Below are 26,831 nucleotides of genomic sequence, written 5' to 3' on the forward strand. Positions count from 1 at the left end.
GCGATGCGAGCACCGCGGCGCGTATGGATGTCCGGCTCCGTGCGACAGTTGCTGGCAGGGCATTCCCGTCACTCACCGTCCGGATAGCGGCCGGACCGGCGTAGTTGCCGTGTGATGCCGTTGAACGCTGCGGTGCAGCCTTGCGCACGTCCGATGTCGTGCTCGGTCGCCGCCGCGCTCCAGAACAGGTCGAGAGGCCAGCGCTCAGGGCAGTGCGCGATGAGGCAGCGGAGCGCCAGTCGCACCTCGATCGTGTCGACGCGTGCGCCACCCGAGCGTGACATGGCTCCGCGCAGTATCCGCAACGAGAGGTCGATGACGATCCGATGATGGCGCGACACGTCGGTCGCCTAGCGAAAGTCGCGGGTCTGCACGCGCAGACTGTCCCGCGGTTCGACGACGCTGAGTTGTGGCGGCCAGCACATGTCTCGCGCCGCCGGTTTCCACCCTGCGTCACCACGGTCGGGCGATCCGGGATGGTTGGCGCCGTCGCCCCTCCCTGTCTGATGGGGGAACGTCATCTGCCCAACCTGTCCAAGCAGGGAGGTATGATCGATGATCCGGTCGCAGATGATGTGGATGACGTCGCCTTCCTTCTGCACCCTGCCCTTCATCCCGATCATGGCCGCGGACATGACGGTGCGGCGCTGGGCCTCGAACCGGTCTGGCCAGAGGATGCCGTTCGCGATCCCGGTCTCGTCCTCGATCGTGATGAACAGGATGCCCTTGGCCGAACCGGGCTTCTGACGGACGAGGACGATGCCAGCCACTTCGACGTGCCGCCCGTCGCGGATGTTCGCCAAGTCGCCGCATGCGACGATGCCACGGCGACGCAGGTCGGCGCGCAGGAAGGTCACCGGATGCGCGCGCAGCGACAACTGCAGCGATCGATAGTCCTCGACGACCTCGCGACCGTCGGTCATCGGCGCGAGCGCCACGTCCGGCTCCACGCCTTCCGAACTGAACAGGTCCTCCCGCGCGTCGGCTGCGGCGAAAAGCGGAAGCGGCGCCTCGCCGAGCCCCTTCACCTTCCACAGGCCCTGCCGCCGGTCCTCGCCGAGCGAGTGGAACGCGTCGGCTTCGGCGAGCCGCTCGATCGCCGCGCGCGGTACGCCGGCGCGACGCCACACCTCCTCCACCGAACCGAACGGCACGTCGCCGCGCGCGGACACGATGGCTGCGCCGTGCACGTTCGCTAGTCCACGCGCCTGCCGCAGGCCCAGGCGGACGGCCAGCCATCGCCCGCGCGAATGCTCGAGCGTGCAGTCCCAGCGGCTGGCGTTGATGCAGACCGGGCGGACCTCGACGCCGTGCGCGCGCGCGTCACGGACGATCTGCGCGGGAGCGTAGAACCCCATGGGCTGCGCGTTCATGAGCGACGCGCAGAACACGTCGGGATGGTGATGCTTCATCCAGCAGCTCACCCAGCAGATCTTGGCGAAGCTGGCGGCGTGGCTCTCCGGGAAGCCGTAGCTGCCGAACCCCTCGATCTGCTTGAACGTGCGCTCGGCGAAGTCGCGCGGATAGCCGCGCTCGACCATGCCTTCGACCAGCTTGTCGTAGAAGTGGCTGACGCCCCCCGTCACCTTGAAGGTCGCCATCGCGCGGCGGAGCTGATCGGCCTCGACCGGCGTGAACCCGGCACCGACGATCGCCACCTTCATCGCCTGTTCCTGGAACAGCGGGACGCCCAGCGTCTTTTCGAGGACGGCACGGAGCTCCGGTCGAGGGTATTCGGGCCTTTCCAGCCCTTCGCGCCGGCGAAGGTACGGATGGACCATGTCGCCCTGGATCGGCCCGGGGCGGACGATCGCGATCTGGATGGTGAGATCGTAGAAGCATTTGGGCTTCAATCGCGGCAGCATCGACATCTGCGCACGGCTCTCGATCTGGAAGACGCCGAGCGTATCGGCCTTCTGGATCATGCCGAAGACCGCCTGATCGTCGTCCTGGAGATCGGCCATCCCGACGCGGATCCCCTTTGCCTCGTCGAGCATGTTGAACGCGCGGTTCATGCATCCGAGCATGCCGAGGCCGAGGACGTCGACCTTCATGAACTTCAGGAGGTCGATGTCGTCCTTGTCCCATTCGATGGTCTGACGATCCGCCATGCTCGCGGGTACGATCGGGACCAGATCGTCAAGCCGGTCGTGCGTCAGCACGAAGCCGCCGGGATGCTGTCCGAGATGGCGCGGCGTGCCGATCAGCTTGCTCGCGAGATCAAGGGCGAGTCGAAGGCGCCGGTCGTCGAGGTTGAGGCTCAGTTCCTTGGCCTGCTTCTCCCCGACGCCCTCGGCCGACCATCCCCAGACCAGCCCCGACAACGCCTTCGTCAAATCCTCCGTGAGCCCGAGCGCCTTGCCGACCTCCCGGATCGCGGCGCGTGCGCGGAAACGGATCACCACGGCCGTGAGCGCCGCACGCTGCCGTCCGTACGTCTCGTAGATCCACTGTATGATCTCCTCGCGCCGCTCGTGTTCGAAGTCGACGTCGATGTCGGGCGGCTCCTTGCGCTCACCACTGACGAACCGCTCGAAAAGCAGCTCGTGCTTGATGGGGTCGATCGAGGTGATGCCGAGCATGAAGCAGACGCAGCTGTTCGCTGCCGATCCCCGCCCCTGGCACAGGATGCCGCGACGCCTCGCCTCGGCGACGATCGCGTTCACGGTGAGGAAGTACGGAGCGTAGCTCAGCTCGCCGATCAGCCGCAGTTCATGCGCGATCTGGTCGGAGTAGGCCGACGGCACGCCATCCGGGAACACGCGCGCCGCCGCGTCGAACGTGAGGCGCTCGAGCGCCTGCTGCGCCGTCAGCCCCTCGATCACGGTCTCGTCCGGGTACCTGTAGGTCAGTTCGCCCAGATCGAACGTGCAGCGTCTCGCGATATCGACGGTCGCCGCGATCGCATCCGGGAACTCGGCGAACCGCCGCTCCATCTCCTCCGGGCGTTTGAGATGGCGGTCGGAGTGCCGCTCGCGCCGGTAGCCGAGCGTATCCACGGTGCATTTCTCGCGGATGGCGGTGACGACGTCCTGCAGCAGTCGGTGCCCGGGTGCATGATACAGCACGTCTCCGGTCGCGACGCTGCGGACGCCGGCCGCCTTTGCCGCTTCGTTCAGGTCATATAGCCGCATTGCATCGCCGGGCCGACGGCGGAACGACAATGCCATGTAGGCGTCTCGTCCGAACACCCGTCGGAGCTCCCGGAGGTCGGCGGCTAGACGCTCGCCGGCCGAGTCCGGCAGCAGGATGGCTACCAGGCCGTCGGCATGCGCGACGATATCCGCCCAGGAGAGGTGGCAACCGCCCTTGCCGGCGCGGCTCTTGCCGATCGTTAGCATACGCGTGAGCCGGGACCAGGCTGGCTTGTCCGTCGGGTAGAGCAGCAGCGATCGCCCGTCGTCGAGCACGACCCGGGTCCCGGCGATCAACCGGACGCCGGTCGCCTTCTGGCCGTCCCATGCGCGTACGATGCCGGCGACCGTGCCGAGATCTGCCACACCCATCGCCGGGTATCCGTGGAGTGCCGCGACCGCGAACAGTTCCTCCGGGCTGGATGCGCCGCGCAGGAAGCTGAAGTGCGTCGTCACCTGAAGCTCGACATACGACGCCATCAGCCGAACAGCCCGTGCATGTACCAGGAGAGGTCGCCGGTATCGCCATCCACCCCGTCGCCTCGTCGGAATATCCAGAAGCGTGCTCCCGTCTCGTCCTCCACGCGGAAATAGTCCCGCACCGCCCAGACCTCGCCGCTGCGGACCCACCATTCGCCGTGGATGCGCTCCGGGCCGTCCCCGGCAACGACGATGTGCCGATCCCCCCTCCATGCGAAGCGGCGCGGTGGATGGTCCGGCAGCAACGCGAGCACGTCGTGCAGCGGTTCGGGACGGGCGAGAAGGCGGATCGGGCGCGTCCATGCCGGCCATCCGGCCGGCGACATGAGGGGACCGACCTGTTCGACCGCCCTCTCGGGAACATCGCTTTCCAGCGCGCCGATCCTGAAGAGCGCCGCCGACCCGACGCGCCCCGCGAGTTGGTCGACCAACGTCGCGACGTCCATGCGTGCGTCGTCGTCCAAGGTGAGCGCCATCGCCGTGGAGTCGAGGCGTTCGGTGCGCACCGCTTCGAGCCGCATCACTTCGATGCCGAGCCCGGGATCGATGCGATCGATCCGGAGCGAAATCAGGCGCAGAAGGTGCGCCCCGTCGCGGGTCGCACTGGAGGTGCCGACCGCGACCAATTGGTCGCCGCCATCGACCTTCTGGCAGACCAGACGTAGCGCTCGAACGCCATGACCGATCTCCCGGCAGCGCTGCATCAGGTCGTCCAACAGGTCCTTGATGACCCGAGCGATGGGTTCGGCGGTCAGGATCGGCTCGAGCAGACGTCGCTCCGCTACCTGCATCTCGTGGAGGAGCACCGGCACGATCGGTTCGGCGACCCGGCCAAGCGCCTGATCGAGCCTTTCAACCGTCGCCGCGCCAAGCCGCCGCGCAAGCGGTCCACGTGGCATGGGCAGCAGATCGGTGACACGATCGAGTCCGAATCGTGCGGCTGCCGTCAGCGCACCCGGATCCAGCCTCAACGCCGCGAGCGGGAGCGGCGCGATGGCCTGCGCCTCCCCGCCCGCGGCGATGATATCCACTGGCTGGCTACCGTATCGCGCTCGCGCATGAGCGGTCCCGGGCGTGCCGGCGACGGCGATGCGGGCGGTATAGCCCAGCCGGGCCATCAACCGCACGACACGTTCGCAGAAACGGCGTTCGCCGCCGAACAGGTGCGTCGTCCCCGAGAGGTCGAGCCATATGCCGTCGTCGCCCGACACGGCTGCCGTCGGCGTCCAGCGACGGACTGCGTAGATTGCCAGATCCCGCAACGCGCGCGCATCGCCGGCAGCATCGGCGGGACGGACATCCAGATCCGGTACGAGCGCACGGGCCTGGGTCGCTGCCATTCCCGGCGTAAGGCCGAGTGCCACCGCCGCCGGCGACGCGGCAGTGACCTCCATCTGCCGGCCGACGGGTGCGATCAGGACGATGGGGCGATGATCCTTCGATGTCGGCACCGCGCCGAGGCGGTTGCTCGCCCGTGGGGACCCTTCATCGGGACGCATCGCCTTGAATAGATGTTCCGCGGCCTCCGAGCGGCGGCCGAGCTCGCGCGCCGCCGGCTGACGGTGTGCAGGCGAAGTCGCAACCTCCTGGACGGCCACTTGTGCCGGACGAGCCCCGTCGCGTGCCCAGCGCGCGCCGGGACGCCAGCCACCGCCGCGCGGGACCGAGCAGTCACCGGGGTCGTCGTCGATGGGCAACTGGACCGGCGCGCACGGCTCAGGCCGCGGCACGAATGTCGGCTCCGTCTGCCGAAGCCGCTCGATCGCGAGGGCCGGCAGGTAGAGCGAGGCGACCCGTCGCATCGCTGGCCTCCAGCATGAGTGAGAATGGCGCACCGTTGCGCTGGCGGACGAGTTCGACGTTCCAGCGCGCCCGCCCGACGCCCGCTGCGGGCAGACGGGCTGAAGGTGCACAGCCGATCCGCCAGCGTGTGGTCGCTGCCGACGGCTCCGATAGGGGGCAGGCGTCGCGTCGCCGCCGACGCCGCAGCAGGAAGGCCGGCGTCCTGCCTTCGGCCGCAGCCAGTTGCAGTCGCCTCGTGGCAGTCATCGACGCGCGTCGTACCTCCCCGACGACCGCGGCAAGGCCCCCGTGGCGAAGGCCGTCCTCCATGAGAGCCAGGACCTCGTCGTCATCCCGACCCTGGGCGAAGATTGCGGTGGCAGGCGCCAGTCCGGCCTGTTCCAGTCCCGGAGCGTAGAGGTCGAATCGCGTCACCGTCCACAGGACGGTCCCACTTCCGCCGGCGGCCAGCCGGGCGACGATACCCGCGATGAACAGCGTCGTCGCTGCGTCGTCCGCTAGTGAAGAAGAGGCGGCAGTCGCATCGTGGAGGGATGAGGTACTCAACCCCCCGTCGGCGAGATGGTCGTCCATCCAGTCTATGCCGAACGCTGCCATGGGACGCAGGTGGGGCGACCCTTGACCCGAGACGGCGGCTCGAAGCTCGGCGATTCGGTCAGGGGTTGCAGGCTGGACATTCATGGCTCGACGACTCGCTTGTTCCCTCTATGTTCCAACTTTATCGAATGTTCGTCAACGTGCTGGATGGCCAGTCTCGCGATCAGTTCCGGATCGGAGCGGCTCAGACGTTATCGAATCGTCGGATATGTTCGTTGCCGACGCACGCCGAACGCGCCACGAACGTGACAGGACGGACGGATCGCGGTTGAGTCGGACGTGGCTGTACGACGCCACCAGGTACGGCGGCGTCCACCACGCATTTCGCCCCTGGGCGTCGTTCGGTAGTTGCCGTTCAGGTGGGCTTTGGGGGGCCACCAAGGGCGCCGTTCGATCTTTGTCCGTCACCTCGCCTGTTGCGACGGCGAGGAAGTCGGCAAGGCGCGAGCCGCCATCCGGTCGGAATGACGGTGCGATTAGTGCCACCAGCTTTAGCGTGTAGCGGCGTCGGCGGTGCCGCTGATCACATGGAACGGCGTTCGCCAAGGGCGGTTTCTCACTGGAGGAGAGCGACGATGACCGATCCGATGAAGCCGACGACTGAAACCGAGAAGCCGAACCTGTCGACCGAGCACCAGAATGACGGAGATGCCCGTCGACCGAGCGACACGCTCAACAAGGACACGCCCAGCACAGAGGGAGAGGAGGCACCCAAGCGGAAATCCTCGCTGACGTAGGGACGGGGAGCGACCCCGGATCCGCGTTCGATATGACCGCGATGCTCATCGCCGCGGCGGGGGCTTGCAGACCAGGTTCTTCACGGCAGCAGCTTAGAAGTTCGTCGTGGCGGAGAACTGGAACCTGCGACCACTTGGATCCCCATAGGTGCTGTATCCAACGACGTAGCCCGCGTTGAAACTCCCGGTCTGCAGAGTCGGGATGACGAGCGGAGGCATCTGGCCCAGGAGGTTCTTGATTCCGAACTGCAGTTTGATCTCGGCACCGCTGCCGGTCTGGGCGCGATAGCTCAAAGAGGCGTCGAGGTAGAACTGAGATCCTATCGTCGATGCGCCCTGCTCCTTGATCCTCTCCGCATTCACTAATCCATTCAGGTATGACGTCTGACCGAACGTCACATGGGACGATCCGTAGAGGAGACCGGTAAGGGCGCCGCTCAACCTGCCCTTCTGCAGGTCGGCGCTGGCGACGGCCTTCCAACGCATTGGCCCGTCAACATGTCCGGAAAGCTGATCATAGGGCACATCGGGATCACCACGACGACGCAGGGCCGGAATCCACGTCGCACCGGCGTGCATGCGGAGAAGACCGGGGCGCAGCCTTGCCGAGTATTCAAGGTCGGCGTCGAGCGCATTCTCTTTGGTACGCCCAACGTTCAGCGGGGAGGTATCTATGTAATTGATGACGCCACCAGTGTAACCGAGCGCCATATCCTGCGCGGTCAATGCGGCGCGTCCGATCCGGTCTGGATACTGGGCTTCGTGCGCGATGAAGTATGGATAGTTGTTCGCCGCGAAGTCGGTGATCTCGTGGCTCTTCGTAATACGGGTGAAGTCGATCGAAGCCCGCAAACCGGGCACGATCTTCGGCTCCAATACGATTCCCGCGGAGAGTGTCCGAGCGCGCTCCGGACGCAGATCCCTTGAGCCGGAGTCAAGGAACGTCACGGGCGACTGAAAGTCGATAGGGGCGTTTGGCCGCTTCGGGTCGGGAAACGGTTGGAAGTCAAAGCTGGACTTTCGAGGAACGACCAGGCCAGGCGAAGGTGGCAGGATCCCGGTCGCAAGGCTGCCTCGCAGAAGGACGCCACGGGTGGGACGTACTCTGGCCCCCACCGTGTACGTCACGGCTGAGTAGTGAGCGATGGCGGCAGGCGCGTTTTGCTCGTCGAGAGTTACGTACTCTGGCTCCGCTATGCGGTACAGGTCGCCGCGAACGGCCAGTTGCAGTTCAAGGCCGCGCAGAGCGGCGAAGGGTGCGTCCTCGGAGACTAGCGGCAAACGTGCTTCGGCGGCACCGGAGGTCACGGAGATCCGGTGATCTGCGGAACTGTAGAGGAAGCCTTCGCTGGTGTCAGGGGGATCTGCCTGGGCTCTTGGCGTGTGTTCATGGCGGCGTTCCGCCGTGAGTGTGAGCGACAGCGGACCTCCGGACAAAGTCATTAAAGGACCTGCGACGCGAAGCGCTGCATCGGTGAACTTGTTGGCGATGTCGCGACGTATCCGACTGTTGGCGGTAAGCGTAGCGAGCCCGGCAACGGGTTCGTCTGTCGAAAACAGGTCCACGACTTGAAAGGCAGACGGGTTGGGGAAGGTCTGCCTTACTGTACTTCGTCCAACCGAACCGTCGAGTTCGGCTGCCCAGGAGCGAGGCAGACGAATGATGACACCAATGGTGGCGCGGCTGGTCGTCGAGCGATAGCGGCCGGCGCCGATCACACCCGGTGTCGGGAACGTTACCAATATTGTCTGAGCGAAAGGGTTGCCGGCCATGCCGGGATCGAGAATGAACCCCGCCGTGGCCGGACCCGGACCGACCGCCGTACCAACGTCCTCCGTACGCAGGTAATCGCTAAACAGCTCGAAATGGGACCCGACCTTCTGACGCACGCTGGCGATCACGGATGAGGTCGTGAAGGGAGTGAGCAGGTTCTGTTCCGCGCCTTCCCCATCGGGGCTCAGTCGAAGGTCGTAATGACCCGCGCCGGCAAGGAGCGCGCGCGTATCGGTGCCGCCGGTGCCCAAGGACCCGATGGGTGAGGTGGTGAAGCTCGATCCAAGCGCGGTCCCGCCGAGGAGGCTGTTCAATGATAGTGGTCCACCGCCGAGCGACGTGATGTTCAAGGCTGGACTGTAGGGCGGAAGGGATCCGCCCCTTTCCGCCTGGAGTGCCCGTGCGCGGGACACGAACCCTCGGTCGCCGAAATTGAGACCCTGGTCCTTGGTCAAACTCCCCAGGACCGAGATGTGCGTCGCCCCTCCGCCGAGATCCTTGGAGAAGCCACCCGCCAACCTACGCTCGGCGCCGTCTCCACGGCTGTTGATGCCGGTCGCGACTTTGAACCAGGGGGACGGGAAATCCCGCTTCAATACGATGTTGACCACGCCACCGGTAGCGCCAGGACCGTATATCCCTCCCGCCGTACCGCCGAGCGTCTCTATCCTTTCGATGGCCTCAGGCGGGAGACCATTGATGTCGGGCTGCAGGAAATCCTGTGAAGCCGGGGCGCTGGGAAGCCGCCGGCCATCCACGAGGATGAGCGTCTGGAAAGTCCCGAGCCCGCGAAGGTCGACTTGGGACTGCACACGGCCTTGCTGTGCGACCGGTGCCTGACGCGCGGTGGCGGCCAGGTCGTTGCTGGGTAGGAGATCGCGTAGCAGTTGTTCAGATGAGGTAGGCTGATCGTTCTCGATGTCATGCGACGTAACGACGCGATAGGGTTGAATATCGTTGGCAAGCCGAGCGATGTCGACGTTGTTCGATCGCCGCCCTAACACGACGATCTCCGGAACCGGCGCGTTCACGACGACATCGGGCCGGGCGGCTTGAGCGATGAGGACGAACGTCTTCTCACCTACTTGCCGTACCTTGATATCGCTTCCTCGGAGCAGTGCGGCAAACGCCTTCCGGGGCGTGGTGGTCGCGTTCAGGCGTCTGGATCTGCGGCCAGCCAGCCGCGCCCGGTCGAACAGGAGATTGACCCCGCCGATTTGGGCGGCGCGATTGAGAGCCTTCGAAAGGTCCTGCTCCTCGATGTCGAACCTGGAGGGTACGGGTGAAGGCCGGTCATCCGCGGGTGCAGCCACTGCCGCCGTCATCATGGCCTGGGTGAACGCCGACGCGATCAGTATCTGACAAGCGATTCTGCCCATGAGGGTATCCTTGTCGGCCGATCCGGGGTGCAAAGATCGAAGTTGGCTAGGTGATATCCTGAATGCCACCCAGACGGAACCCGCATTGACCAGCCGGGCGAAGCAGCGGCCGTCATGGTCGCGCCTTGTCGACGATGGGCTGCGGGAGGCCTACGTGATTTCATCCGGCTGGATTGGGGGGATTTACGACCTCACCCCGACGTCGCGCTCCGACTAACGTGCACCCTAGGCAGCATCGCCCAATCACGGAGGGTCCATACCATGCAACTGATTGGCTTCTTCGTAGACGCGGGCTGGGACGTGTCGGGTCTTCAGGCCCTTTCCATATTCGAGACTGCGAATGCGGTACTGGCAGAACGGCGCTACGCCTGCCGGCTGCTGTCGCACGAAGGGGGGACGCTCAAGGCCACCAACGGAGTCGAACTGCTCACCCGCCCTCTCGCGCAGTGCTACATGGATACGCTTTTCCTCACTCATGCCTGCGCCTCGGCATGTCTCTGGTCGAACGTTGCCGATGACCTGTTCGAGGCATGCTGGGCCGCGCGCCGGGTTGCGGCGTCGTCGGAAGGCACCTTCGCCCTTGCCGAACTCGGCCTCCTGGACGACCGCCGCGTGGTGACCCATCACTCGGATACGGCTGAATTCCGCCGCCGGTTCCCATCGGTCGACAGCAGCACGAGGACCGACGTGCTCGTGGACAAATCCATATGGACGTCGGCGATCGAGACTCACGGCGTCGATATGGCGATGAGGCTGATCCAGCGTGATGCCGGTATCGAGGTCGCTCGCGAGGTCGCGGGCCGCACCTTGATCGCCCATTGCGGTCCGGGCGGCCATGTGGAGAACGCGCGACCGCATGACCGGAGTCTCGAGATCGAGTTCGAGACGGAGCGGGTGATGATGGCCACCCTGCGCCGCTGACGGCCACCGTCCATCGCCGCTGCGGAGGTGTGCAGGGATATGGGCGCCGAGGCCGGTTTCGCAGACGGTCATGCGTTATTATGTGCGAGCCGCATAAGTGTTAGCGGAAGCGACGGGCTACACGGGCCCCTGCCGAACGTGGATATTTCGTTGCGACGGAAATCTACGAGGCCTGAAATGACCAACGAATCTTTGCTGGCGGATGCGCCGATCTTCTCATCTGGCGCGATGGGGGATCTGGTTCTGGACAACCGGATCGTCATGGCGCCTCTGACACGCATGAGGGCGGCGAATCCGGGCCTCGTGCCGACAGCGTTGCATGCCGAATACTATGCTCAGCGCGCATCGGCCGGGCTCATAGTCTCCGAAGGCATGTCCATCAGTCGGGAGGCGGTCGGCTGGGCCGACACGCCCGGGATCTGGTCTGCCGAACAGATGAGCGGTTGGGCGAAGGTCCTCGATGCCGTTCACGAGCGGGGCGGGCGCATGGTTGCCCAGCTGTGGCATACGGGAGCGATATCGCATCCGGACTTCGGGGCGCGCCCGATGTCCGCGTCGGACGTGAACGTCGGTCACGAGAGCGTCACGCCGTTCGGCCGCAAGCCAACGGTGATCCCACGACCGATGTCGGCGGACGATATCCGCCGGACGGTCGCAGACTACGGCGAGGCGGCGCGCAACGCGATGAGCGTCGGCTTCGACGGCGTTCAGATACAGGCAAACTACCTCTACCTGCTGGCCCAGTTCCTCAACCGCACGACGAACTTGAGGACGGACGAGTACGGAGGCAGCCTCGAAAACCGGGCGAGGTTCCTCTTCGAGGTCGTGGAGGCGGTGTTGACGCAGGTCGCGCCCGACCGGGTCGGCGTGCGTATCGGTCCTATGAACGAGGTCGGCGCGTTCGGGGCGCATGACGAGACGTTGCCGATGGCCGAGTACGCGGTTCGCGAACTCGACGGCTACGGCCTGTCCCATCTGCTCCTCATGGGCGCGACCACCGACTTCACGGGGACACCGTTGGAGGGACTGAGCGCCGACGGCATGTTCCGGCACTTCCGCCCGATCTTCAAGGGCGCCCTCATCGCCAACGTCGGAATGGACCTGGAACGCGGCAACAGGCTGATAGCGGAGGGGGCGGCCGACATGATCGCATTCGGAAGGCCGTTCATCTCCAATCCCGACCTCGTGTGGCGGCTCGCGAACGGTGCCCCCCTTGCGCCGGTTGACTGGGCGACGGTCTACGGGTCGGGACCGGAAGGCTACACCGATTATCCGCCATACCGTCGCGAGGCGGTCCAGAACCTCACACCCTTCGCTTCGGCCTGACGGAGCGCTGCGCCGGCCGTCGCCTCAAGACGGGGCGACGTCGACCTGCGATGGCTCCGCCAAACGATCACGCTGCATTTCCGCGATGAGGTAGTCGACGATCGCACGGCCGGCGGCGCGCGTGTCTCGGCCCAGCGGGAAGTACGCGTGCACAGGTATCTGGGCCATCGTCCAATCCTGGAAAAGCCGAACCAGAAGCCCCTGCTCGATCTCCCGCTCGCAGGAGAACAGGGTCGTCGAGGTTATGCCTAGCCCGGCGACCGCGGCGGCCACTGCCCCCTCGTTCTCGTTCGTCGTGAAGTTCGCCTGGAGGTCTGGCCGGACCTCCTTACCGTTCCGTTCGAAAGCCCAGGCGTTCGGGACGGCGGTGGCCGGGCCGCCGACGATGCGGTGCTCGGTCAGTTGCCCAGGACTTTCCAGCGCTTCTGCGTCCCGCAAGTAGCCGGGAGATGCGACGGCGACGCGTGGCACGGTCTTGATCAGCTTCGCGGTGGCGGTCGAGTCGATCAACCGTCCGACGCGGATCGCCACGTCGACGGCATCCCTGACAAGGTCCTGACGCCGATCGTCCATCTGGATCTCGATCTGCAGATTGGGGTGCCTCGCCGCGAACGGCTGCAGGCGCGGTATCACCTCACGCAGACCGATGCTCGCAGCCATGCTCATCCTCACGAGTCCGCGAAGTTCGCCTCCTTCCCGAACGCTGTGCTCGGCTTCCTCCAATGCCGAAAGTATCGGTTCGAGCCGGGCGAGGAATTCCGAGCCCGCCTCCGTGGGCACGACCGCGCGTGTCGTTCGTGACAGCAGGCGCGCTCCGAGGCTTGCTTCGAGGTCCGCGACGATCCTTGACGCCTGGGACTGCGAGAGCTTGCATTCCCGCGCCGCCGCCGAGAAGCTGCCGAGGCGGGCGACGCGGGTGTATAGGCGCAGGGCGAAGATGTCTTTCACAGCCACGGGCATATGGGTTGCGGACGGCATCCGCCAGCCCTGCGGGACCGACACCATCGGCGTCCCAGTTGGCGAACGTGAGCAGCTAGAGGCGGCTGGACGCAGCCGAGAAGGCCTCTTGAACTCCGCCGGCAGTAACTGCCGGTGCGGCGGACAGGTCAACGCCGCTAGGCCGTGTTGATGTGCCTTGCGAGTGACCGACCAAAGGCGCCTCCGCCATGCGATGCGCCCAGGCCGCGATGGGCAATCGTCGCGTGCTCGCCGGCGTAAAGGCTTGACGCGGCCGGTGGATGGACGCGGTCCTATTCCAAGAAGTCGCCGAAGGGGTCTCAAACGAGCCCCTCCGGCCTCCTCGTGGCTCAGCCGAACGCCGGCCCCGACGCGATCATGTCGTTGAACTGGTTCACCCAGGCATGCTCGTTCGGCCCGGGATTGGCGCGCATCTGGTCAGCCGGCGAGACGAGCACCTCGTCGACGCCGTCCTCCAGCTGCGCCATGGCCTCGGTGATGAACTGGTCCAGGGGGATCGCGCGTTCCTCCTCGGTGCTGTTCAGCAGTTCGGTACGGACCCAGGGGGGAGCGATCTCCACCACGTGAACGCCGTGCGATCGCAGTAGATAGCGTTGCGAGAGCGTGTAGGAATGCATCGCGGCCTTGGTCGACGAATAGACCGCGGCGGCTGCCATGGGCACGAAGCCGAGCACCGACGAGACGTTGGCGATCACTGCCTCGGGCTGCTTCTTCAGGTGTTCGATCAGCGCGGACGTCATCCGGATCGGGCCGAGCAGGTTCGTGGTGACCGTCGTTTCCGCAAGGTCGTCAGCGACCGGGCCGTCTGCCTGATCGAGGATCATGACGCCGGCGTTGTTGATCAGCACGTTCAGCGCGGGATGTTCGGAGACCAGCTTGGCCGCGGCGGCCGCGATGCTGTCTGGATCGGTGATGTCCAGCTCGATTGCCGCCATGCCGGGGTTGGCATCCAGGGTCGCCTGCAGGCGATCCTTGCGGCGCCCCGAGATGATGACCTTGTTGCCGAGCTTGTGGAAGGCCTCGGCCAGCCCGCGCCCGATGCCGGACCCGCCGCCGGTGATGAAGATGGTGTTGTCGGTCATACGCATGGTGGTTCTCCTGAGCGTTTGACTGGCTTCCGCGCGTCGTTGCGGTGACCAGCACCACCGCTAAGTGAGCCATGCGACGGGCCTCCGGTAGCGCCCCATCCCCTCTATCTCCTATGCATGCAGCGCATAGGTACTTCGGACCTGCGGTCCGCACAGTTGCATCCTCGGCCCTCGTTATCCGGCACCCGGAGGACCTCTACATCCGGTGTCGACCGGACGATCGCTGACGATCGTCGCAAGTAGGAAGCCGTGATGCTCGATGTGCCGAAGCTCTTCTCGCCGTTCAAACTGGGCGCAATGGATCTCAACCATAGGGTCGTCCACGCGCCCACCACGCGTTTGCGGGCCGACGATGACCTCAGTCCCAGTGGAATGATGGTCGATTACTATAGCCAGCGGGCGTCCGCAGGCGGTCTCATGATCACCGAGTCCACCCACCCGAGCTATGATAGCCGCGGGTACGAAGGGGCGCCCGGCATCTACACCGATGCCCATGTCGCGGGGTGGTCGAAGATCGTCGCCGCGGTCCATGATCGCGGCGGTCGGATCGTGATGCAGCTGGGCCATGATGGCCGGCAGTCCCATTCCGACCTGTCGAATGGCGCCGCGCCGATCGCGCCATCGGTCGTACCGTTCGAGGGTCAGGCGCTGACGAAGGACGGTTGGGTTCCCGTGTCGCCCCACCGCGCGATCGACATCGAGGAGATACCCGCGCTGATCGAGAGCTTCCGCGCGGCGGCGGCACGTGCAAGGTCGGCAGGGTTCGACGGCGTCGAACTGCACAACGCGAACGGCTACCTCGCCGACACCTTCCTGCAGGACGGGACCAACAGGCGGACTGACGCCTATGGCGGCGGCATCGAGAGCCGGGTCCGCTTCTCCCTGGAGCTGGTCGAGGCGTTGATCTCGGTATGGGGCGAAGGCCGTGTCGGCGTCCGGGTCTCCCCGAGTGGGAAGTGGGGAGCGATCTCCGACACCGATCCGGAGAGGACTTTCGGGTACTTCGCGGAGAGGTTGAACGGCTATCCGCTGGCCTACCTGCACGTGATCGAGCCTAGGGTGATGGGCGTGGAGACGATCGAGGAGGGCAAGGCGCCGGTGGCGTCCTCCTTCCTGCGGCAAGTCTACAAGGGGCCGATCATCGCTGCAGGCGGCTTCGACCGCGACGGGGCGGAATCCATCCTCGAGCACGGTGATGCCGATCTCATCGCGTTCGGTCGCTTCTTCACTTCGAACCCGGATCTTCCGGAGCGCTTCCGCCGCAACCTGCCGCTGACGCCCTATGTCCGCGACGCGTTCTGGGGCGGGACCGAGCGTCACTACTCGGACTTTCCGGCATTCGACGGACAGGCCGCGGCGGCCTGACGAGGCGGCTATGCGCCTGTCAGATCGGAGAAGAGGTGCTTCGTCATGAAGTCGACGAAAGCACGCTGCTTCGGCGGTTCGTTCGGCCCGGCAGGCCATAGCATCCGGAAGGTGCTCACGTCCTTGAGGTACTGGTCGAGCACGGGCCGAAGCGTGCCGGCGGCAAGTTGTCGGCGCACCGCGAAGATGGGCACGCAGGTCAGGCCTGCTCCACCCTCTGCGAGCGAGATCAGCGGCTCGATGGTGTTGGTCACCATCGTTGCCGGCAGATCGATGTCGAGCGGAATGTCGTCGCGCTGCAGGCGCCAGCTTTCGAGCTTGCCGCTGGCTGACCAGCGATGACGAAGACAGGCGTGGCGAAGGAGGTCCTCGGGTGCCTCGGGGTGACCACGTTCCGCCAGATAGGCCGGGGACCCGACTATGACGAACGAGAATGTCCCGAGGACGCGCGTCTTCAGCCGGGAATCCATCGCGGCACCGGTGCGCAGGACGGCGTCGAAGCCCTCCTCGATCACGTCGACCAGCCGATCGGAGAAGTCGAGTTCCAGTTCGATCTCGGGGAACGCACGAGAGAAGTTGGCCATCGCGGGGGTCAGCAGCGTGCCGACGAGCGGCAGGCTGATCTTGAGCTTGCCTCGGGGCACACTGGTGCTCTGCGCGAGTTCGAGTTCGGCCGCTTCGACTTCGGCGAAGATGCGCTGGCATCGACGGAACAGGGCTTCGCCCTCGGCGGTCATGGTCACGCTTCGGGTGCTGCGATTGAAGAGGCGGACTCCCAGCCGCTCCTCAAGTCGCATGACCGTCTTCCCGACGGCGGAGGACGATATGCCCAGCTTGCGGCCAGCTGCCGTGAAGCTGCGGAGTTCTGCGGTGGAGGCGAATGCCGACAACGCCGCGAGTTTGTCCATGTCGTCCTCCAGGCATCAGCGGCGCCATGGTCCGATGCTCATGCGGTTTCTGCATAGATGATAGCGAAAAGCAATGACTACAGCGGAGGCGGTCGCGCTGCGATCTTCCTGTCAGATCAACAGGAGGTTTCCAATGGCACACCGTGATGTTCGCAAGGCGATTGCCGCCAAGTTGCTGGCGCCGTTCGACATGATCTTGAGCTTTACGGCTTTGGTCTACTCCCGCGTCTACCTTGGCGAGTCCCTGCCGGTGATGCTGCTCGCGGCATACCTCGGCATCCCGATCGAAGGCGTCGGCCTCGGCCGAACCACGCAAGGCTGATCTGACCCCACGAGGACAAGACCATGGAACGAGCAATATCAGCCGCGGCGTCACGGCCCAGGTCCGAAACCGCGGCGCTCTACGCGCTGGCGTTGGGGACCTTCGCGGTCGGAACCGAAGGGTTCATGATCGCGGCGATCCTGCCGACGATCTCGAAGTCGCTGTCGACGAGCATCCAGGCGGCGGGGCAACTCGTGACCATCTTCGCGCTGGTGTACGCCGTGAGCTCGCCGGTGCTGACCGCGCTTACTGCGGGCTATCGCCGGCGGAGCTTGCTGATCGGATCGCTTGCCGCGTTCGTCGTGGCGAACCTCGTGGCCGCCGTCGCTCCGGGCTACTGGGCGCTTGCGGGTGCTCGGGTGCTGCTGGCCCTCGCCGCGGGCCTCTACGTCCCAAACGCCAACGCTCTCGCGGGCTCGCTCGTCGCCCCCGAACGGCGCGGCCGCGCGCTCGCGATCGTCAACGGCGGCATAACGGTGGCGATCGCGATCGGCGTCCCGCTCGGCGCGTTCGTCGGGACGCATCTCGGATGGCGCATGACGTTCGTCGGCGTGGCGGTGCTCGCAGGGTTCGCGCTCGCGTTCCTGTCCTTCCAGCTCTCGTCGGACATCGAGGGCGCCCGCCCCGCCACGTTGCGTGAACGGTTCGCGTTGATCGGCAATCCCGGCGTCCTGGCGACGCTGGCGACCACGACCATCTGGGCCGTGGCGGCATACACCGTCTACACCTACGTCGCGCCATTCCTTGCGGCCAGCGCGGGGCTGACGTCGTCGCAGACCGGCCTGATGCTCATGCTGCTCGGCGCTTCCGCCGTGGTGGGCGTGACCGCAGGTGGCATCGCCAACGACCGGTTCGGCGCCCGCCTCGTCCAGGCCGTCACGCTCCCCTTGATGGCGCTTGCCTTCGCGGGGCTGACGGTCGCCTCGCTGTTGCTTGCGCCCCGGGCTGTCCTGGCGATGGTACCGCTCGTCGTCCTCTGGGGCCTGAGCGCCTGGGGGTTCTTCCCGTCGCAGCAGGACCGCCTGATCCGGGTGACCGGGGTCGAACATGCATCGGTCGCGCTCTCGTTGAACGCGTCGTTCATGTACGTCGGATTCTCGCTGGGAGCGGTGCTCGGTTCCCTCGTCATCTCATTCACATCGATAGCCTGGATCGGAGCCGCCGCGGCGGTCTGCGTGGTCCTGGCGATCGCCGTGTCGCGCCTCGCCTGGGTGTCGGCTGAACGCGGGATGCCGATCCACGCCTTGTGATCAACGATCACGCATTTCCCGAATCTAGAAGGAACATCACCATGACCACTTCGCCAAGTCCTGCCCGCCGTATCGGCGTCGGCCTGATCGGCGCCGGTAACTGGGCACTTCACGGCCACGCCCGGGTCCTCAATCTCGTCCCCGGCTACCGGCTCGTCGCCGTGCAGAGCAGGCGCCGGGCTGCCTCCGAGCAGGCGGCCCGTCAGCATGGATTCCGCGACGTCGTCGACACGGTCGAGGAGCTCGTCTCGCACCCGGAGGTCGATCTCGTCGTGGTCACCACGACGGCACCGCAGCACGCCGACGGCGTTCGCGCCGCGATCGCGGCCGGAAGGGACGTATTCTCCGAATGGCCCCTTACGCCCGACACTTCTACGTCGCTGTCTCTCGCCGATGCGGCGAAGCGCGCCGGGGTCCGCAATCTGGTCGGTCTTCAGCGACGCCTGGCGCCCCACAACAGGTTCATCAAGGACCTTCTGGCGGACGGTTACGTCGGCGAGATCCGGTCGGTCCGGATGCACGTCAGCGTCAGTGGCTTCGGTGCGGAACGCGGTCAGGCGCTCGCCTGGACGATTCCAGCCGAGAACTTCTCGAGCGTGATCTCGATCTATGCGGGGCACTTCCTCGACATGCTTTTCGACGCGACCGGCTGGCCGACGTCGATCTCGGCTCTGGCTCTGAACCAGTTCCCGGTGGTGACCCTGTCGGAGACGGGGCAGTCGCTGCCGACGACGAGTCCCGACGAACTCGTCATGATCGGCCGCCTGAACGACGACGCCGTGGTCACCGTGCAGGTCGAAGGCGGCAAGCGTAACGGCACCGGAGTGCAGATCGACATCACCGGCACGAAGGGAGATCTGCGCATCGTGAACCGGTCTGCGTTCGGCGATGTCGGGGACGACTATCAGGTCCTCGGCTCGCAGGGCGAGCGTCAGCCGCTTGAGCCGCTGCCCGTGCCGGCGTCCTATCGGATCCTCCCGGCGTCGAACTTGCCGTCGGCGGTTCAAGAACTGGGCGAGGTCTACGCAGCCCATGTTCGCGATGTCGCAGCGTCCGATGGCGCAGCGCCGGGCTTCTCCGACGCGGTGCGGCTGCACCGCCTGTTCGACGCCATCACCCTCTCGACGGAGACGGGCCAACGCGTGGACCTCTAGCGGATAGGCGTAGCGCGCCCGGATTGCGGACCTGCGGTTGAAGCTGTTCCGACCGCAGGCGGAATACCCCTGAGCGCCGTCGCTGCCCATTTCAATCCTACCGAAGAACGTCGTTTTCCACCCTGCGCCGGCATCGCCGAGCGTCATCAAAGGAGCATTCCGTGAGCAATCTGTTTTCATCGATCTCGGTCGGCAGCATCCCTCTTTCCCACCGCATCGTGGCCGCCCCGCTCACGCGGCTGCGCGCCGATCAGCCGGGGGACGTGCCCGGCGACCTGATGGTCGAATACTATTCGCAGCGGGCATCGGAGGGCGGACTTCAGATCGCTGAGGCGACGCCGGTCAGCAAGCAGGGCCAGGGCTACCTCGGTTCGCCGGGAATCTACTCGGAAGAGCAGGTCACCGGCTGGCGGCGCGTGACCGATGCGGTTCACGCGAAGGGCGGGCGGATCCTGCTTCAGCTCTGGCACGTCGGACGCCAGAGCCATGTCGACAACACCGGCGGTGCGAGCCCTGTGGCCCCTTCGGCGATCCAGACCAGCGACCTGGTGTTCACCAAGGATGGCTGGGTTCCGGTCTCGCCGAACCGCGAGCTCACCCTCGACGAGATCGCTGAGATCGTGGAGCAGTTCCGACTAGGGGCGGTCCGCGCCAAGTCGGCGGGCTTCGACGGCGTCGAGATCCACGGGGCCAATGGCTATCTGGTCGATCAGTTCATCCAGGACGGGTCGAACAAGCGCACCGACCGCTATGGCGGGCCCATCGAGAACCGCGCCCGCTTCCTGTTCGAGGTGCTCGACGCGGTCACTTCGGTATGGGGCGGCGATCGCGTCGGCCTTCGAGTCGGTCCGAGCGGGACGTTCCTGTCGATGTCGGACAGCGATCCGCAGGCGACCTTCGGGTACATCGCCAAGGAACTGAACCGCTTCGGTCTGGCGTACCTCCATGTCATCGAGCCGCGCATCGTCGGCTCCGAGGCACTCGTCGACGGTCAGCCGGCGGTCGCTTCCGCGCAGCTGCGTCCGCTCTTCCACGGCCCGATCATCGCCGCGGGCGGCTTCGAGAAGGAGACGGCGGAGGAGATCATCGAACGGGGTGATGCGGACCTGGTGTCCTTCGGGCGCCACTTCGCGTCGAACCCGGATCTGGTCGAACGCTACCGCAACGACTGGCCGCTCAACGCTCATGACCGCGCCACCTTCTATGGCGGCGATGAGCGCGGCTACGTCGACTACCCGTTCTACCGGCAGACCGTGGCAGCCTGACCCCGCATCGGCGCCGTTCCAGAAGCGGCGCCCACGTCACCCGTATCGGAGATCGTCCATGAACCGTACCGTACGCTTCCACGAGACCGGGGGCCCCGATGTCCTGCGGCTCGAGCCCATCGAACCACCCGCGCCAGGTCATGGCGAGGTGAGGCTTCGTATCCGGGCCATCGGCCTGAACCGCGCCGAGATCATGTTCCGGCAGGGATCGTACATCCAGGCGCCGTCATTGCCGAGCCAACTCGGATACGAGGCCGCAGGCGAGATCGAGGCGCTCGGTCCGGACGTGACCGCTTTTGCCGTGGGAGACCGCGTAAGCGTCATTCCCGCTTTCGACGTCGATGCCTACGGCCTCTACGGCGACGTCAGCCTCGCCCCGGCGCGTGCACTCGTGGCCGTACCTGACGGGGTGGACTGGGCCGACGCGGCGGCGAGCTGGATGCAGTACGGTACGGCCTGGGGCGCGCTGGTCGGCGTCGCCGGACTGAAGGCAGGACAGACCGTGTTGATCACGGCTGCATCGAGCAGCGTCGGCCTGGCCGCCATCCAGATCGCGAACATGCTCGGGGCGCGACCCATCGCCGTCACCCGTCGGTCCGACAAGGCCGAGGCGCTGAAGGCAGCCGGCGCGGTCGCGGTGATCGCCCTCGAGGAACAGGACGTCGTCTCGGAAGTCATGGGGATTACCCAGGGACGAGGGGCTGACCTGGTGTTCGATCCCGTAGGTGGCCCTGCGTTCCCGGCGCTTCTCGAGGCCTTGGCGATCGGCGCGCTGGCGATCATCTATGGTGCCCTCAGCGACGCCGTCACACCGTTGCCGATGCTCACGGTCCTGGTGCGCGACATCACGATCAGGAGCTACGGTTTCGCCGCAGTCATGCAGAACGATGGTCAGCTGCGCGAGATGAAGGCGTTCGTCACGGAGGGGATGCGTTCGGGCGCCTTGAGGCCCGTCATAGCCCGGACGTTTCCGCTCGATGAGATCGTCGAGGCACACCGGTATCTCCAGTCGAACGCCCAGGTCGGCAAGGTGGTCGTCCTTCCCTGATGAACCGGGATGCAGCCACGACCTGATCCACGAGCATGTTGAAGACCTCTTTTTCGAAGGTAAAATCACGATGAAACGCATCTTCGCCGCCGCAGCGCTCGCCTCCTCGGTGATGGCGATGCCTGCGGCCGCGCGAACCACGTACGTCGACATCCAGTATCGGCAAGTCTCCGGCACGCGTCCGTTCATTCCTGCGCGATTGGGTCAGACGACCCTTCTGATGATGGTCCATTCAGGCGCCGGGTTCTACATGATGACGAACCACGAGCACGCTAAGGCGATCGGGCTGAAGGACCTGCAGGATGCCGGCAAGTACGGAATAACGTCGGTCGGCCACGTCAGTCCGCTGGGACGGGTCAGAGCCGTCCTCCCCTCCCTCGTGATAGGAGGCAAAGAGGTGAAGAACGCCCCCCTCCTCGTCTTCGAGACTCCGCAGGATCCGCCGATGGACGGCATGCTCGGTCTCGGGTGGCTGAACGCCAACAAGGTGTTGCTGGATTTCGACAAGAACCGTGTCGGCATCCCGGACACGTCGGACGATACGACCGCGGGTGATCGAGAACTCGAGGCCCGCGGTTATGTCGGCCACAAGATGATCCGGGGCAAGGACGGGTACTACGTCAACGGGACCGTGAACGGCGCACCTGCGCGCATCAGCATCAACACGGTCATGAACAACGTGATCGAAGCGGCCTTCGCGAAGCGATCGGGCATACAGCTCGGACCGGTCGTGGACGAGGCGGGCGGGCCGAAGGGCGCGGTGTTGCCGGTACGCATCAGCAAGTACCAGCTCGATGTGGCGATCGACGGTCAGACCACGGCGCCGACGCAGCCGCTGTCGTGGGACACGGCCGCCTATCACTCGGAAGCGGCGGGATCGGCGGAAGACGATCTTCAGCTCGGTTCGGAGTTCATGTTGGCAAATCAGGCCGTCATCGACTTCGGGTCCGAGACGTTGTTCCTCCCGCGCCGCCCCTCCAGGCCCTGAACGCCGTCGCGCTCCGCCGGTGCGATCAACCGTAAGCGGCCCGCCCGCAGCAGATCCTAAGGACTGTCGCGCGCGGGCCTGGACGAAACCGACCTGCAGCGCGGCACCCTCGCGCGTCCAGCGCCTGGGTGGCGGCTGCACCGCGGCCGTGCGCCATCCTGCGAAAAAGCGACTGCTTGAGAAAACCTTTACGGGTCTGTCCGGGACCCGCGTCTACGGCGGCGAAGGAGCTTGTCATGCAGCTTATCGGTCTCGTCGTTCCCGCCGACTTTGAAGTCAGCAGCTTTGCTCCGTTGTCCGTCTTCGAGAGCGCGAACGCAGTGCTCGGCGAGCGCCGCTACGTGACGCGTCTGCTGTCGAGCACGGGCGGTGCCGTGAGCGGCTCCTTCGGCATCGAGGTGATAACCCACCCCCTTGGCGAACCCGCGTGCGACACGCTGTTCGTCGCCGGGACCGGTACCGCGTCGGCCGAGGATGACGCCTCCGACTTCCTGCTTGAGGCCTGCGACAGCGCACGCCGCATCGCCGCGACGCGGCGTGGCACCTTCGCTTTGGCAGAACTCGGGCTGCTCGATGGACGCCGGGTCACGGCGCACTGGGAGTTCGCGAGCGAGTTCAAGGAGCGCTTTCCGCAGGTTAGGTTCGAGGACGACAGCATCTTCGTCGAGGACGGATCCATCTGGACGTCCGCGGGGATGACGGCCGGCGTCGATCTCGCGATGCAACTGCTCGAGAGGGATATCGGCCCTGCGGCGACCCAGAAGGTCGCAAGCCAGATGGTAGTCGGGCAGCGGCGCTACGCGCGCCATCAGCAACGTCCCGCCACCACCGCGTTCGAACCGAAGTCCGATCGGATCCAGATGGCGTTGACGCACGCGCGGGCGAACCTGAGATCGGCTTTGACGGTCGAGGAGATGGCCGATGCCGCATGTCTGAGTCCGCGGCAGTTCACGCGCCTGTTCGGCGAGGAGACCGGATGCTCGCCAGCACGAGCCGTGGAGAAACTCCGTCTCGAAGCAGCCAGCCTGCTCGTCTCGCAGGGCCGGTTGTCCATCGACGTGATCGCGATCGAGACGGGCTTCGGCGACAGCGAACGCATGCGCCGTGCCTTTCAGCGGGCCTACGGTCATTCACCCCGGGCCATGCGCCAACTCGCAGACGTTCGGGTGAACATCGGGTGATCGCATGGCGTGAACCCCTCTTGGAATCAGAAGAGACTCAAGGATGAGTTTGCCGGTGGCTGATCAGTTTGTTCGCGTTCCAGGCGTCACGGAACTGTACGACGTCGTTAGAGGGGGCCGGACCGTCGGAATGGTCTGGCTCCATCGCGGGGTCTGGCACGCTGCCCTCATCAGCATGGCCAATCCCACGATCAGCGAACCATCGCGCGAACTGGCGGCGGCCAAGCTGTAGATGGTGATGTTGCGGGCGGCGGTGTTGCCGGAATGCCAGCATCGGCGTTCCGATACCGGCAGCTAACGCCGCGCCGATGCCATCCTGGAAATCGTCGATGCAAGGATTACCCGGCACTTGGAGCGCTGCTTGCGCAGCCCGAACTGCATCGCCCGACGAACGCCTATGCTTTCGTAGTTACGTCGGACGGGGATTGGTGCTGGGCCGAACGCGTGCGGCCTGACATCCCGCACGAAACGGCGAGTCCGGACACGTCCGCGCCCAACCGCTACCGATGGCTCGGTGCCGGCGGTGCCGACCACATGTCCGCCTCGTCGACGAAGGCGGTGCGCGTCCGTTTGTCGTAAAGGCACAGTTTGCTCAACGTCGATCCCCGCGTACGGTCGGATATCAGTTGCGCGACCTTGCCGACACGATCGTCAAACCCGACGATCACGGACGCCCGCGCGTTGCGGATGCCGCTTGCCGCGACACAGCTACGCGTCACGCGCTGATTGAACTCTCCCCACGCGGCGTCACTCGATGCGAAGGCCTGCGATGCGACGAGGACGAGCGAGGCGGCTGAGGCCAGCGCGAGCGGGCGAATGAGAGGGTTCATGATATTCTCGTCTCTACGGTTTTGCACATCGGTTCGTAGGTAGGATTGCACGCTCGCCGATGCGATGATGTGAGGCCGTTGTCTACGTCAGCCTGAGGGAAGTGGGCGGCAGCACGATGATCGGGGCGTACTCAGCCTCTTCGACTTCGCGCGGAACAGCCTGGGTGGCGACGATCTTGCCGCCTATCGAGATCTGCCGAGCACGGGGACTGCCAATCGTCCCAAGCCGCCTTTCAGCGTCACCTATTTCGGCGTTCTTGGGGCCGGTCAGGCTGAACATCAGGATGTGATGTGATCGAGCCCCTGCCAACTCGCCAAGTCCTGGACCACCAAAGCGCAGTCCATGATGATCGAACTCAACCAGAACGCCGGTTGGTGGAACGAGTGGTCATCGAATGAGTCTTCCTTGCATGGCGCGCACTCAGACACCCTCGCCAAGCAGTCGGGGCGGCACGAAGAAGGGTCCTCGTGCCGCTGCACAGTTGAGGCCGCCACCGTTCCAGCCCGTGCAGCTTGCGACACTGGTCGATACCGTACCAGCGGGTGACAACTGGCTTCACGAGATGAAGTACGACGGCTACCGCCTGCTGGTCGCCGTCGGGGGAGGCTCCGCACGGGCGTACACCCGATCGGGCCTCGACTGGTCGGACAGGTTCGCCGACGTCGTCGCTGAGGCCAGCGTGTTGAACGTCCGATCCGCCCTGCTCGACGGGGAGGCCGTCGTCATTGAAGCGGACGGCCGCTCGAACTTCCAGGCGTTGCAGGGCGCGTTGAAGGGAGCGCCCGCGAGCATCGACTATGTGGCGTTCGACCTCCTCGAGCTCGACAGAGAGGACCTGACGGGGCTGCCGTTGACCGAACGGAAGGCGAAGCTCCGCGAGATCCTGCCGGAAGGAAGCCACCGCGTCCGGTACTCCGAGCACATCGAGGGCAATGGCGAGAGGCTGTTGCACGACTTCTGCGATGCCGGGCTTGAGGGTGTCATCTCGAAGAAGAAGGACGGGCGCTACATCGGCTCGCGTTCCGGCGGCTGGCTGAAGACCAAGTGCATCAAGCGGCAGGAGTTCGTCGTCGTCGGCTGGACGCCGTCGGACAAGTCGCGACTCTTCCGGTCGCTGATCCTCGGCATCCATGAAGACGGCGTGCTGCGCTATGCAGGCAAGGTCGGGACGGGGTTCGGCAACGACGAGATCGTGCGGCTGATGGAGACGATGGGTCCACTCGAGCAGCCGACCGCGACGGTGAAGGCGCCGCGGTCGGAGGTGCGTGGCGCACACTGGCTCAAGCCGAAGCTCGTTGCGGAGATCGCCTACACCGAGATGACCAACGAGGGCACGCTGCGGCATCCCAGCTATCTCGGCCTGCGTGCCGACAAGAAGGCCGAGGCCGTAGTGCTCGAGGTCGAGCAGCCTGTGGCTGAGATCGCGGCGCCGGCCGTCTCCAGGGTGAAGGTCAGCAACCCGGACCGCGTGATCTTTCCCGAATCGAGCATCACCAAGGGCCAGCTAGCCGACTATTACGCCGCCGTTGCACCGATCATGCTCCCCTGGGTCGGCAGCCGGCCGGTGAGCCTGGTTCGCTGCCCGCAGGGACGCGCCAAGAAGTGCTTCTTCCAGAAGCACGACGCCGGCAGCTTCGGCGACACGGTGAAGCACGTCGGGATCATGGAGAAGGATGGGCACGAGGAGCCGTACCTGTTCATAGACACCGCCGATGGGCTGCTGACGTGTGTGCAGATGGGCACGATAGAGTTCCACGGCTGGGGTGCCAGGATCGAGGACGTCGAGAAGGCCGACAGGCTCGTCTTCGACCTCGACCCTGATGAGGGGCTCGACTTCGAGGCCGTCCGCACGGCCGCGTTCCACTTTCGCGACATCCTCGAGCAGATCGGTCTCGAGACATTCCCCATGGTGACCGGGGGTAAGGGCGTGCACGTCATCGCTCCGCTGGTGCCGCAGGCGGAATGGACCGAGGTAAAGGACTTCGCCCATCGTCTGGCGCAGGCCGTCGCGCAGAGCGATCCCGAGAACTTCACCGCGGCATTGCCGAAGGCGCAGCGCAAGGGTCGCATCTTCGTCGACTACCTTCGCAACCAGCGCGGCGCGACGGCGGTGATGCCCTACGCGGTGCGCGCCCGCGAGAATGCGCCGGTGGCGGCACCGATCACGTGGAAGGAGATGGAGACGATCGCCGCCCCGAACCGCTATCACATCGGCGATGCCGCGGAACTCTTGGAGCGGGCGGCGTCGAAGGCGTTGACCGGGTGGGGGCGCGCTGACCAGGTGCTTCCGAACCTGTGACGA

22 protein-coding genes and 1 pseudogene are annotated in these 26,831 nt (G+C 65.6%); 13 read left to right on the forward strand and 10 right to left on the reverse strand.

Annotation, left to right across the window (positions count from 1 at the left end; translation table 11 throughout):
• Positions 1–68: 68 nt before the first annotated feature.
• From O6W96_RS13605 to O6W96_RS13620, 4 genes are read right to left on the reverse strand one after another with little or no spacing between them, the layout of a single operon-like run.
• On the reverse strand, positions 69–341 hold the full coding sequence (locus O6W96_RS13605) for a hypothetical protein (protein WP_353470069.1): 273 nt from the start codon (positions 339–341) through the stop codon (positions 69–71).
• 9 nt (positions 342–350) lie between these two features.
• Complete coding sequence (locus O6W96_RS13610) at positions 351–3,614, reverse strand: error-prone DNA polymerase (RefSeq protein ID WP_353470070.1); 3,264 nt, start codon at positions 3,612–3,614, stop codon at positions 351–353.
• On the reverse strand, positions 3,614–5,416 hold the full coding sequence (locus O6W96_RS13615; protein WP_353470071.1) for a Y-family DNA polymerase: 1,803 nt from the start codon (positions 5,414–5,416) through the stop codon (positions 3,614–3,616). The genes O6W96_RS13610 and O6W96_RS13615 overlap by 1 nt, the downstream gene beginning before the upstream one ends.
• On the reverse strand, positions 5,331–6,014 hold the full coding sequence (locus O6W96_RS13620; protein WP_353470072.1) for an ImuA family protein: 684 nt from the start codon (positions 6,012–6,014) through the stop codon (positions 5,331–5,333). The genes O6W96_RS13615 and O6W96_RS13620 overlap by 86 nt, the downstream gene beginning before the upstream one ends.
• A 575-nt stretch (positions 6,015–6,589) precedes the next feature.
• Here O6W96_RS13620 and O6W96_RS13625 point away from each other — a divergent pair.
• Positions 6,590–6,751 (forward strand): hypothetical protein, encoded by a 162-nt coding sequence (locus O6W96_RS13625; RefSeq protein WP_353470073.1) that lies wholly within the window; start codon positions 6,590–6,592, stop codon positions 6,749–6,751.
• Positions 6,752–6,844: 93 nt separating this feature from the next.
• On the opposite strand, the gene O6W96_RS13630 is transcribed toward O6W96_RS13625, so the two are convergent.
• A complete protein-coding gene (locus O6W96_RS13630) occupies positions 6,845–9,904 on the reverse strand; it encodes a TonB-dependent receptor (protein WP_353470074.1) in 3,060 nt (1,019 codons plus the stop codon).
• A 261-nt stretch (positions 9,905–10,165) separates the two neighbouring features.
• Between O6W96_RS13630 and O6W96_RS13635 the strand changes: the two genes are divergently transcribed.
• Together O6W96_RS13635 and O6W96_RS13640 are read left to right on the forward strand one after the other, a co-directional pair.
• Positions 10,166–10,825 carry a hypothetical protein gene (locus O6W96_RS13635; protein WP_353470075.1) on the forward strand — a complete coding sequence of 220 codons (660 nt, stop codon included), beginning with the start codon at positions 10,166–10,168 and terminating at the stop codon, positions 10,823–10,825.
• Between the two features lie 192 nt (positions 10,826–11,017).
• Positions 11,018–12,151, forward strand: a complete 1,134-nt coding sequence (locus O6W96_RS13640) for an alkene reductase (RefSeq protein ID WP_353470076.1) — start codon at positions 11,018–11,020, stop codon at positions 12,149–12,151.
• Between the two features lie 24 nt (positions 12,152–12,175).
• Here O6W96_RS13640 and O6W96_RS13645 read toward each other — a convergent pair whose 3' ends face one another.
• The gene (locus tag O6W96_RS13645) at positions 12,176–13,099 is read right to left on the reverse strand and encodes a LysR family transcriptional regulator (RefSeq protein WP_353470077.1); all 924 of its coding nucleotides are present in this window, start codon (positions 13,097–13,099) and stop codon (positions 12,176–12,178) included.
• A gap of 359 nt (positions 13,100–13,458) precedes the next feature.
• A complete protein-coding gene (locus O6W96_RS13650) occupies positions 13,459–14,217 on the reverse strand; it encodes an SDR family oxidoreductase (RefSeq protein WP_353470078.1) in 759 nt (252 codons plus the stop codon).
• A gap of 252 nt (positions 14,218–14,469) precedes the next feature.
• On the opposite strand from O6W96_RS13650, the gene O6W96_RS13655 reads away from it, so the two are divergent.
• Complete coding sequence (locus tag O6W96_RS13655; RefSeq protein ID WP_353470079.1) at positions 14,470–15,582, forward strand: alkene reductase; 1,113 nt, start codon at positions 14,470–14,472, stop codon at positions 15,580–15,582.
• An 8-nt stretch (positions 15,583–15,590) separates the two neighbouring features.
• Here O6W96_RS13655 and O6W96_RS13660 read toward each other — a convergent pair whose 3' ends face one another.
• Positions 15,591–16,490, reverse strand: coding sequence for a LysR family transcriptional regulator (locus O6W96_RS13660; RefSeq protein ID WP_353470080.1), 900 nt, complete (start codon positions 16,488–16,490; stop codon positions 15,591–15,593).
• A gap of 133 nt (positions 16,491–16,623) precedes the next feature.
• Here O6W96_RS13660 and O6W96_RS13665 point away from each other — a divergent pair, with 133 nt between their 5' ends.
• From O6W96_RS13665 to O6W96_RS13700, 8 genes are all read left to right on the forward strand, one after another.
• Positions 16,624–16,812, forward strand: coding sequence for a hypothetical protein (locus O6W96_RS13665; RefSeq protein ID WP_353470081.1), 189 nt, complete (start codon positions 16,624–16,626; stop codon positions 16,810–16,812).
• 23 nt (positions 16,813–16,835) lie between these two features.
• Positions 16,836–18,062, forward strand: a complete 1,227-nt coding sequence (locus O6W96_RS13670; RefSeq protein ID WP_353470082.1) for an MFS transporter — start codon at positions 16,836–16,838, stop codon at positions 18,060–18,062.
• Positions 18,059–19,216 carry a Gfo/Idh/MocA family protein gene (locus O6W96_RS13675; protein ID WP_353470083.1) on the forward strand — a complete coding sequence of 386 codons (1,158 nt, stop codon included), beginning with the start codon at positions 18,059–18,061 and terminating at the stop codon, positions 19,214–19,216. Before O6W96_RS13670 ends, O6W96_RS13675 begins: the two co-directional genes overlap by 4 nt.
• Before the next feature lie 161 nt (positions 19,217–19,377).
• Positions 19,378–20,481 carry an alkene reductase gene (locus O6W96_RS13680; protein WP_353470084.1) on the forward strand — a complete coding sequence of 368 codons (1,104 nt, stop codon included), beginning with the start codon at positions 19,378–19,380 and terminating at the stop codon, positions 20,479–20,481.
• Positions 20,482–20,539: 58 nt separating this feature from the next.
• Complete coding sequence (locus O6W96_RS13685; protein WP_353470085.1) at positions 20,540–21,529, forward strand: zinc-dependent alcohol dehydrogenase family protein; 990 nt, start codon at positions 20,540–20,542, stop codon at positions 21,527–21,529.
• A gap of 70 nt (positions 21,530–21,599) precedes the next feature.
• A complete protein-coding gene (locus O6W96_RS13690) occupies positions 21,600–22,517 on the forward strand; it encodes an aspartyl protease family protein (protein WP_353470086.1) in 918 nt (305 codons plus the stop codon).
• 236 nt (positions 22,518–22,753) lie between these two features.
• Positions 22,754–23,698, forward strand: a complete 945-nt coding sequence (locus tag O6W96_RS13695; RefSeq protein WP_353470088.1) for a GlxA family transcriptional regulator — start codon at positions 22,754–22,756, stop codon at positions 23,696–23,698.
• Positions 23,699–23,753: 55 nt separating this feature from the next.
• Entirely contained in the window at positions 23,754–23,930 is a 177-nt protein-coding gene (locus O6W96_RS13700) for a hypothetical protein (RefSeq protein WP_353470089.1), read from the forward strand.
• Between the two features lie 268 nt (positions 23,931–24,198).
• Here O6W96_RS13700 and O6W96_RS13705 read toward each other — a convergent pair whose 3' ends face one another.
• Both O6W96_RS13705 and O6W96_RS13710 read right to left on the reverse strand, forming a co-directional pair.
• Positions 24,199–24,528, reverse strand: a complete 330-nt coding sequence (locus O6W96_RS13705) for a hypothetical protein (protein WP_353470090.1) — start codon at positions 24,526–24,528, stop codon at positions 24,199–24,201.
• An 82-nt stretch (positions 24,529–24,610) separates the two neighbouring features.
• Positions 24,611–24,808 carry a hypothetical protein gene (locus O6W96_RS13710; protein WP_353470091.1) on the reverse strand — a complete coding sequence of 66 codons (198 nt, stop codon included), beginning with the start codon at positions 24,806–24,808 and terminating at the stop codon, positions 24,611–24,613.
• A gap of 211 nt (positions 24,809–25,019) precedes the next feature.
• Here O6W96_RS13710 and ligD point away from each other — a divergent pair.
• Positions 25,020–26,828 (forward strand): annotated as a pseudogene (gene ligD, locus O6W96_RS13715) (DNA ligase D); the annotation flags it as partial.
• Positions 26,829–26,831 lie beyond the last annotated feature (3 nt).

This window comes from Sphingomonas faeni, from assembly GCF_040407495.1.
Lineage (GTDB): Bacteria > Pseudomonadota > Alphaproteobacteria > Sphingomonadales > Sphingomonadaceae > Sphingomonas > Sphingomonas faeni_D.